12 protein-coding genes are annotated in these 8,119 nt (G+C 42.9%); all 12 read right to left on the reverse strand.

What is annotated here, in order from left to right:
- Nucleotides 1-76 precede the first annotated feature (76 nt).
- A complete protein-coding gene (locus tag ADIMK_RS21855; RefSeq protein ID WP_156042709.1) occupies nt 77-676 on the reverse strand; it encodes a hypothetical protein in 600 nt (199 codons plus the stop codon).
- Nucleotides 677-1,174: 498 nt separating this feature from the next.
- Entirely contained in the window at nt 1,175-1,834 is a 660-nt protein-coding gene (locus ADIMK_RS00540; protein ID WP_036182388.1) for a C40 family peptidase, read from the reverse strand.
- Between the two features lie 91 nt (nt 1,835-1,925).
- The gene (locus tag ADIMK_RS00545) at nt 1,926-2,417 is read right to left on the reverse strand and encodes a hypothetical protein (RefSeq protein ID WP_036182390.1); all 492 of its coding nucleotides are present in this window, start codon (nt 2,415-2,417) and stop codon (nt 1,926-1,928) included.
- Between the two features lie 94 nt (nt 2,418-2,511).
- The gene (locus tag ADIMK_RS21860; protein WP_156042711.1) at nt 2,512-2,919 is read right to left on the reverse strand and encodes a hypothetical protein; all 408 of its coding nucleotides are present in this window, start codon (nt 2,917-2,919) and stop codon (nt 2,512-2,514) included.
- Nucleotides 2,920-2,994: 75 nt separating this feature from the next.
- Nucleotides 2,995-3,765, reverse strand: coding sequence for a hypothetical protein (locus ADIMK_RS21865; protein WP_156042713.1), 771 nt, complete (start codon nt 3,763-3,765; stop codon nt 2,995-2,997).
- Nucleotides 3,766-3,864: 99 nt separating this feature from the next.
- Nucleotides 3,865-4,413, reverse strand: coding sequence for a cysteine hydrolase family protein (locus tag ADIMK_RS21605; protein ID WP_081849609.1), 549 nt, complete (start codon nt 4,411-4,413; stop codon nt 3,865-3,867).
- A 106-nt stretch (nt 4,414-4,519) separates the two neighbouring features.
- Complete coding sequence (locus tag ADIMK_RS00555) at nt 4,520-5,314, reverse strand: hypothetical protein (protein ID WP_036182394.1); 795 nt, start codon at nt 5,312-5,314, stop codon at nt 4,520-4,522.
- Nucleotides 5,315-5,394: 80 nt separating this feature from the next.
- Nucleotides 5,395-5,889 carry a DUF695 domain-containing protein gene (locus tag ADIMK_RS00560; RefSeq protein WP_036182396.1) on the reverse strand — a complete coding sequence of 165 codons (495 nt, stop codon included), beginning with the start codon at nt 5,887-5,889 and terminating at the stop codon, nt 5,395-5,397.
- A gap of 99 nt (nt 5,890-5,988) precedes the next feature.
- Nucleotides 5,989-6,270 (reverse strand): hypothetical protein, encoded by a 282-nt coding sequence (locus ADIMK_RS21870; protein WP_156042715.1) that lies wholly within the window; start codon nt 6,268-6,270, stop codon nt 5,989-5,991.
- Nucleotides 6,271-6,350: 80 nt separating this feature from the next.
- Nucleotides 6,351-6,680, reverse strand: coding sequence for a hypothetical protein (locus tag ADIMK_RS00565; RefSeq protein WP_036182398.1), 330 nt, complete (start codon nt 6,678-6,680; stop codon nt 6,351-6,353).
- Nucleotides 6,681-6,765: 85 nt separating this feature from the next.
- Nucleotides 6,766-7,239: a lipoprotein gene (locus ADIMK_RS00570; protein ID WP_036182400.1), complete on the reverse strand. Its 474-nt coding sequence runs from the start codon at nt 7,237-7,239 to the stop codon at nt 6,766-6,768.
- A 105-nt stretch (nt 7,240-7,344) separates the two neighbouring features.
- Nucleotides 7,345-7,602: a hypothetical protein gene (locus tag ADIMK_RS00575; protein ID WP_036182402.1), complete on the reverse strand. Its 258-nt coding sequence runs from the start codon at nt 7,600-7,602 to the stop codon at nt 7,345-7,347.
- Nucleotides 7,603-8,119: the final 517 nt, after the last annotated feature.

Genomic DNA, 8,119 nt, shown 5'->3' on the forward strand with positions numbered 1-8,119 from the left:
ACCTCCTTTTGCCTAACGCCGCGCTTTGCGGAAAATTTGGAGCGCAGCGTAAAATTTGTCCGGCAACAGTGCCTTGTTAGGCATTAGAGCGTACCGGTAACCACCATGTATCTAGATTCTCTTTATCTCTTCGGCGCTCAGCTAGTTGCTCTTGTGGCTCAGTACCAATATTTAAATATTGATTTTTTGATTTAAAAATTTTTAAGTTTCTGTCAAATGCACTTAACTTTAATTCATACTGCCCAGTCTGAAGTTTTACATCTGATAATTCTTCCGAGGTTTTGTCACCATTAACGAATCTTAGATAATGCTGAGTACCTGAACGGCCATGTACTAAAATTGGACTGGCTACTCGCTCTACACTCCAACCTTCTCCCTTGTGAGAATTCTCTTGAGCGAAATCTTGCCAATGTAATTTCCAACTCTGGTTCGTTGGTGACGTTAAGGTGACTTCAAACGCTGTAATGGTAAAAGATCTAGCCCCTTCATTAACTACAGTAATCGGCACATACATTGCGAAGCAATGATCGTAGTAATACATCCAGACTCGATTATCGATATAGAAGTCGACATCAGCTTTCGAGTTGTTTAGTCGATAGCCCACTACGGTGCCAATAATGGCTCCAGCAACTGAACCCACGGCGCCTACCAGCCCTGCTGTTAATGTTGGATCCACGTACTTACTCCTGTATGCCTAACGCCCCGCACAGGGGCCGGCAAATAAGCGCAGCGTTTTGACGGTCCCAGCGACCAACGGGAGCGACTGCTGTGCTTTGTTATGAAAACCTATTCCAGCACAGGGCTTATTTAGAAAGGATAAGGACTGATAGCTTTGAATCATTTCACCTTCCTTGTTTGATTTGCCCCATGCCAACAGGCACGCTACCGCCAAACCTGATGTGCCAACACATGGCACCAGGATTGGTTTGCCATTGTTGGAGTGACTGAGAAAAGAGAGATGGACTCCGTTTCGCCAAGCACTCCGTTGCCTATTTAACCGCCTTACGTTCAGACTACCTCGAAGAGGCGGCACGGACTATTACATTTTCTGCCCAAATTACCCTTGGCACCGTTCGATGAACAACGGCAGATTGGATTTCATAACGCCGCCAACACGCCGCTTTGAAGTGGAGCCGAAGGCGCAACGAAAAAGCTGTCGCGGTGCTTGGCATTGTTATGTTCCATTTCGCAGGATGTAGTCGAGCGACTGCTGATAATAGAACGGATCCTCCTTGCTAATCGTATAACCTTCATATGGAATGAGGTACCCAACAAAAAGTCCGTATGTAGCGTCCCTTGCCAAATCTAGGGGCGACATAACACGTGGGTCAAAAACTACCGCTGCGCTGGGCGCAAGTATTCCAACAGCGATAAACGCCGCAGCAACGAGTTCTGAGCAGAAATAAACACCTTGATTTGGATCAGGATATTCAAACTCGTCATCGAAGAATTTCGTGAGTTTTTCTTGTAGATTTATTTCATGCTCAATTTTAGCTTTTTCGTAATCCCTTATTCCCTGCGAATTAAAACGTGCCTCAGATGCTATTGCAGTATCGATGAACTCATTGAGTTTGATGAGCCTGCTTTCATTCCAAAAGTGTATTTGCCTAAAAACAGCAATATGCTCGTATTCTTCCAACAATTCATCGATAGTATTTTTTCGAACGCCTCTAACACATGACTCAGCAATAACGCCTTCGCCACAACATATTGCGGCATGAGAATACCCGAGCAACGCACTTTTTTCCGCAGCGGAACTCGAATAAGCAACTAAAACATCACCAGGTATTACTTGATTTTTTTCAATTATCTGACACAACTCAAAAGCCTCCATACCCTTTCCGGAACATAACGCCGCGCTCTGGGGCAAACCGAAGCGCAGCGTAGGTTTGTCCCTAGCAGCGCTTTGTTAGGGCTTTTTCTGCTCATAGCGTTTGCCTATATTCTGTAATCATTTCTTCTGTGCATTCCATATATTGGGCAAACAATTTTGTCAGCCCTGAAATATTTGGAAGCTTCACTCTTTCCGCAAACTCGATTGCTTCTTCTATTTCTTGTTCTTCTCCGCCGAATTCCCACGTATGAAGCTCGATCATTTTAAATATTGCCTGATCTATAGAATCGAGCAACTCATACTCAGTGGGATATTCTATGTTAAAGGCTAGCAATTTATTGGAGAGCAAATCTACCGCATATATCTCTCCGGAAAACTCCCAGAGAGGTAGAAGTTCTCTATCTACAAGCTCTGGCCACTCACCTGGACCTTCTGGAGAGCCTTTAGAGTAGAAATAATGCGGCAATTCAAAGTAGCGAGAAAGCGCACCAAATTCCGCATGTTTCAGTAATAACTCAGTTACCTCAGGCCTTAAAAATAGGCCCCTTATCGCTTCTTCTCTTTTATTCGCAGGTACGCTCATATTTTCCTTGGAGCCCTAACGCCGCGGTTAAAGGGCCGAAAAAGCGTAGCTTTTGAGGTCCCAGTGAGCAAAGCGAACGATTTTCAACGCTTTGTTATAGTTTTTCGCATTTTTTATAAACATACCAACATCCGCTACTTACCGCTATAGAGCAATAACCAAAAATTGAAAACACCCACAATGACATATCGTCAACTATGACTGTGACAATTAATGCACCTAGCAGACTAACCATAGCTAAACTAAAAGGATTTAAATAATTCAGTCTGCATAGAAAACGTATTGCCGGCAACCCTAATACCAATGTTAAAGGATAAGCAAACCAAAACAGACCTATTATCGAGGCCACTAAACCAAACGCGACAGTCCCACCTAAATCACTTAAATCACCTTTTAAAAAGTTTATTATCAATATTCCAAGCAACACGGCTGGCACCATGAATAAAGGACCCACAAAAAACACAATGACGTTTCTTCGAGTTTCTTTAGAAAATATTTTCATGACCTGATTGCGCTATAACGCTCGTAACACTTGACCGAAAAAGCGTAGCTTTTTTGGGTCAAGTGCTTACGCTTGTTAGTCTTTGAATGTAATATCACCATCAAGATACTTCCCATACCCTTTCACCAAAGCATCTACAATTTCAGGCACATCAAATATATCTAGATAAGGAACCATCAAGACACGCTTATCTTTCAATATTACCCCTGCTCTCCTACGAAGAGAGTAGGTTAGGCCAGGAGTGAATATTTCCACAAAGAAACCTTCGAATACAAAACAGAAAGAATATTTACCATACTTATGCTTTCTAAAAAAGGGACTCATAACTACAGATTTCAATGATCTTAGTGTGAATCCATTTTTTGGTGTTCTATCAATTAGCCTTGAAATTTGCACAGTTACCAAATTAATAGGAATTGGCGTGTTTTTGAGAAGGTAATCTCTTATTTCTCCATTCCAAGGTTCTGGTATATAAACTTTCCCATAAGATGAGTGTTTAGAGTTTGCTGCCCGCCAAAATACAGAAATAAAAAAGCTAGCTAGCCGACAAGGATCAATGCCAGAAAAAGTAACACCTAAATCATGTCGGCGAACTCCTCCAACACTTCCTCTTAAAACTCTCAGGGAGTAGCCTTCATATAGTGAGTTAAGTAATGACTCACAATCACTGCACAAAAGGTTAGTATCCCAACTATCACTTGAGTAGTGAATAGGATCACGTCCACCAGAAGGAACAACAATAGCCTTTCCGCTGTTGGATCGGAGTATCTTTTTGAATACAGAATCAGGAATAGCATGCGAATTCTGCAATACACTTTCCCTATTGCACATTCCACATATATCCACGACATCTCCTTAGAAGACTAACGCCTGCCTATGGGGCCGGAACGTAGCGCCAGCGAAGTAGAGGTCCCAGCCGCGATAGCGGCGAACATCAGGCTTTTGTTAGAGTACATTTCGCAACTCGGTACTTGTAATTACTGTTGCATACTCTCCATTAAGATTGGCTAACGCCATTGCGTGAACTTCTTCTGCATTACGCATAACGCCGTTGTAGTCAGATTTTTCGAATGCAATTGTTGCATCGGATATGACATAAGTTTTAAAACCAAGATTACCTGCAGTGCGCGCTGTTGCTTCTACAGAGTTATTGGTACTTACGCCCACGATTACAACAGACTCTATACCTCTAACACGGAGCCAGCGTTCAAGCCCAGAATTTATGAAAGCATCCGGCACGTTCTTTTCAACTACATGCTCTGTGTCTAAAGGCCGTAGTTCTTCTTGAAACTCAACGCCAAATTGCCCCGGCCAAAACGGTGAACCTGGCGTTCTTGAGATATGGCGTACATGAACAATCGTGGCTTTCGCATCTCGCCAAGTTCTAAGTGTTGCAGCAATTACTTGCTCTGCTTCCGGATTATTACGAGGCCCTGCGGATGGCTCGCGCATACAGCGTTGCATGTCAATGATTATTAGGGCAGGTGTAGACATGACCGAAATATCCTCTAACGCCCCAATAACCGGCAGCTGGAACGTAGCGAAGCGCAGTGTAAGCTGTCCGGCGCCGAAGGCGCATAGTTGATTGGTTTGTTATGAATCATATGCTCGGCAAATGTGATTTAGGGCCTTTCCATGAAAATGCCTCGAGTAACCTTTGGAAGATCGAGCGCAGTGCTTCCATTGATGCTGGAGATACATCGACCTCTCCGTAATGACCATCAGCCATGGTGTTTCCATACTTGGTCCCGTTTAGGCAATTTAACATCAAGGCACCGTTTTCGGATTTTACGAGTTCGTTATCGATGGGTTGAAGTTCAAGAGGTTGAGGTGGCTGGCCTCTCCGCCCGGCCCCAAGACCTCGTGATCTATCTTCCATATGCTGGGAGGTATTTCTTACGCCTCGCAGATCAGGAAAAGCGGTTCCGATTTCATCGTGCAAACCAGAAATTTCAGGAGGAACATTTGGCTGGCTTTTTAGAACTCTTAGAAACTTGTCAAATGAATCTAGAGCATACAAGAATGCGCGAGCATGCATAAAGGCTTGATTGTGCTCGAACTCTCTGGGTAATTTACCGGACTGCCACTGCTCTCGCTTAAATATTATTTCTGTTTCTAGATGTATTTCATCCCATACAGAATTATCATATGGGTTATCGTACTTTTGCTCTACTTCCCGTCGGATTTCAGATCGACGATTCGCATCTGCCTCCCATTGCTCTCTAGATGGAGGTCTTCTATCTCTTTGTAGAGTATGTAGGAACATATTAAGAGCTAAATTAGCTTCGTAAAACTGACCTTCTAAGCTACGAAGAATACCTTCTATTTCCCAATTCCAATCTCGATCTTCGCTTTCAAGCCAAGTTCCTGGCTTCACTATTTCAAAGATATACATCGATCCCTCGTTGATTCATAACGCTTGGCTTTGCGGCGTGCCGGAGCGCCAGCGGAGGTGCGTCCGACAACAGCCACTTGTTATGTTCTCAGTTGCTTGAAGTACCATTCGGCCTGGAGCCACTCAAGGTCCTGTTCCATGCGCCAATCAAAAGGTCGAGGATGCCGATGGTGATCAACTAAGTATTGAAGGTGTTGGTGGGCAATTTCTGGATCGTAAACTCTCCAGACTAGGCGTCGAGTTTTGTTCCAAGTTTCTCTGACAAGGAACAAAGCGTTTCCACCTGCTTTGATTGCTTCGTCTAATTTGTCACAGAACGGATCGACAATTTCTCTTTCTTCCTCCGAGGGCATTCCATTATCGATCGTTTCCTCAAAGTCGATGATCACCGAGAGGTGCCACCCGAAAATCTGCTTGTGCTCGAAGTCAATGAGTGCAGAATTGAGCATCCCAATACACGGCAAGCTGTCCTCTTTCCATTCCATCAGCGTGTAGGACTCCTCAGGGAGGACCACACGCACCTCATTTTCTTTGAGAGGCTCTTCCTTTTTTCTTCCAAACAACTTCCCTAGCACAACATTTCTCCTGGAACATAACGCCGCACACAGGGGCCGGCAGATAAGCGCAGCGTTTTGACGGTCCCAGCGACCAACGGGAGCGACTGCTGTGCCTTGTTATAAGCTGCCTGGCAAATCATTTTCTTTAACTCCAGATTCACGTAATTCAGCTCTCTTTATCGCAATTTTTCGTAAATCTTCTGGATTCATTGATATTGGAGCGTAAACATTTTCATAACTTTCTATCAGATATAGACAATAGACATCATAACCATTATCTCTTAAAAGATGCGTAAACTTGTTATCTGCTGGTCTATTAAAAACGTCACACCAAAATGGCTCATTTGATTCTAATTTTTCCCGGGCCTTCTCTAACATTTCTTGAAACAAACTATCCATAGAGTATCTCACTGTCCTTATAACGCTCGTAACACTTGACCGAAAAAGCGTAGCTTTTTTGGGTCAAGTGCTTACGCTTGTTAAGTGTATTTATCGAGCATGGTTTGTACATTAGCAATGCCTTCTAAAAAATCTTTAGACTCATGTCTTTCTAGGGGATGGTACCAGGCTTCTTCGAGATTCCCATCGATAACATGAACAGCGTAGAAACCATCTAATTTAATTTCACAACCGTAGTAACCAAAATCTATGATACAATTCGACTCTTTGTGAGTAAGCTGCATCATATCTTCTCTCGGGTGAATATCTGCTCCAAACTTTAATTCGCCAGTATCGAACCCCTCAAGTTTATAACCAAGGATTTTATCCGGGTCGTATATTATCCATTTTCCTTCATTAACCAGGAGCATAGTTCTTACACTTAACGCTTGTAACACTTGACCGAAAAAGCGTAGCTTTTTGGGGTCAAGTGCTTACTCTTGTTAAAAGAAAGTTTCATCGACATACAGCAAAAGGCCCTGGCGCATCCGGATTCTCAATCCATTTTTCCGTATATTGAGCAGCTCTATCCCATGCGAAGTTCCAGCCACGAGCAATAATTTTTGATTCACATTCTTCAGCTGAGGCAATATCAGCCATCAAATATATTTCTTGTTTAAAGTTACGAAGGGCTAGAGAATATCCCGATTCATTCTTTTCCATTTCTACCGACATGGAACTTCCCCCACCATAAACTGGAACAATCATTACTGTGCTACCCGTTACAATCATTGTTTCGGATGGACCTTGCCCCAAATAACAATTTTCCCAAGCCTTTTTAAGCCTATCTTTGGCCATTTCTACAGTTAGGTCAGTACAGACTTCCGCTGTTTTTAAATGAAGATCGCGTGTAGCATCGACCGTCATTGCTGGTGTAGTACATCCGGAAACCACAATTAATGACACCAACATGATAAATATTTTTTTCATTTTAATTCCTATACGGATTAATTTTAACGCCGCGCACAGGGGCGGCCAAATAAGCGCAGCGTTTTGGGCGTCCCAGCGACCAACGGGAGCGACTGCTGCGCCTTGTTAAGGCTTTGCCTTTTTGTGCGTTAAAATATATTTTTCAATTGGTTCTAAGTCTTGAGAATCACCTTCCACATTACCTTCAAGCCAATTATCCCACTCAAAAACAAGCTCTCGATCATCTTTACCAAGGACGACTTTATCGTAGTCTATACCTTTATCTACGATATTGTCGTATTCATAAATTTTTGACCAGCCTTCAGCCAAATGCTTTTCAATAAGCTGATCAAAAATATCTGTGGCGATGTATTCAATCTTCATAGAGCCTTAACGCCGCGATTAAAGGGCCGAAAAAGCGTAGCTTTTGAGGTCCCAGAGAGCGAAGCGAACGGTTTTGAATGCTTTGTTATACAATATTTCATGAAAAATAAAGACCGGATAGTTGAAACGCTATGATGATTAAGCCAATTACTGGCAAAACCAAGAGGGGAACATTATTAAAAAAGAACTCCCAATATACAGCGTCCTTATACATTCTCTGGCTATCTTGATCATCCTCATTAAATTTTGACCACGGAGGAACGACGTTATTTAACGCGCCGGTTAATAGCCCTTTTGAGAAGAAGAATACATGAAGAGCGCCTAGTATGAGCCATAGTTTATCCCCTGTTATCGTAATTCCAAACATTGGAAATGTGTAAGAATTATTTCCAGTAAAGGCTAGAAGAATCACTATCACAGAGGTAGTAAAAACTGACAACCGTGTTTTGAGATGCGCCTTATGCATAAGCTAAATAGAATTCCCGTTTTTTTTGTATAACGCCGCACACAGGGGCCG

It is taken from the genome of Marinobacterium lacunae, from assembly GCF_000705555.1.
Lineage (GTDB): Bacteria > Pseudomonadota > Gammaproteobacteria > Pseudomonadales > Balneatricaceae > Marinobacterium_D > Marinobacterium_D lacunae.

What these genes read in the sequence shown, in the direction of transcription:
- ADIMK_RS00540 (WP_036182388.1), bottom strand. Translation starts at nt 1,834, where the DNA reads ATGGAGGCTTTTGAGTTGTGTCAGATAATTGAAAAAAATCAAGTAATA.
- ADIMK_RS00545 (WP_036182390.1), bottom strand. Translation starts at nt 2,417, where the DNA reads ATGAGCGTACCTGCGAATAAAAGAGAAGAAGCGATAAGGGGCCTATTT.
- ADIMK_RS21860 (WP_156042711.1), bottom strand. Translation starts at nt 2,919, where the DNA reads ATGAAAATATTTTCTAAAGAAACTCGAAGAAACGTCATTGTGTTTTTT.
- ADIMK_RS21605 (WP_081849609.1), bottom strand. Translation starts at nt 4,413, where the DNA reads ATGTCTACACCTGCCCTAATAATCATTGACATGCAACGCTGTATGCGC.
- ADIMK_RS00555 (WP_036182394.1), bottom strand. Translation starts at nt 5,314, where the DNA reads ATGTATATCTTTGAAATAGTGAAGCCAGGAACTTGGCTTGAAAGCGAA.
- ADIMK_RS21870 (WP_156042715.1), bottom strand. Translation starts at nt 6,270, where the DNA reads ATGGATAGTTTGTTTCAAGAAATGTTAGAGAAGGCCCGGGAAAAATTA.
- ADIMK_RS00565 (WP_036182398.1), bottom strand. Translation starts at nt 6,680, where the DNA reads ATGCTCCTGGTTAATGAAGGAAAATGGATAATATACGACCCGGATAAA.
- ADIMK_RS00570 (WP_036182400.1), bottom strand. Translation starts at nt 7,239, where the DNA reads ATGAAAAAAATATTTATCATGTTGGTGTCATTAATTGTGGTTTCCGGA.
- ADIMK_RS00575 (WP_036182402.1), bottom strand. Translation starts at nt 7,602, where the DNA reads ATGAAGATTGAATACATCGCCACAGATATTTTTGATCAGCTTATTGAA.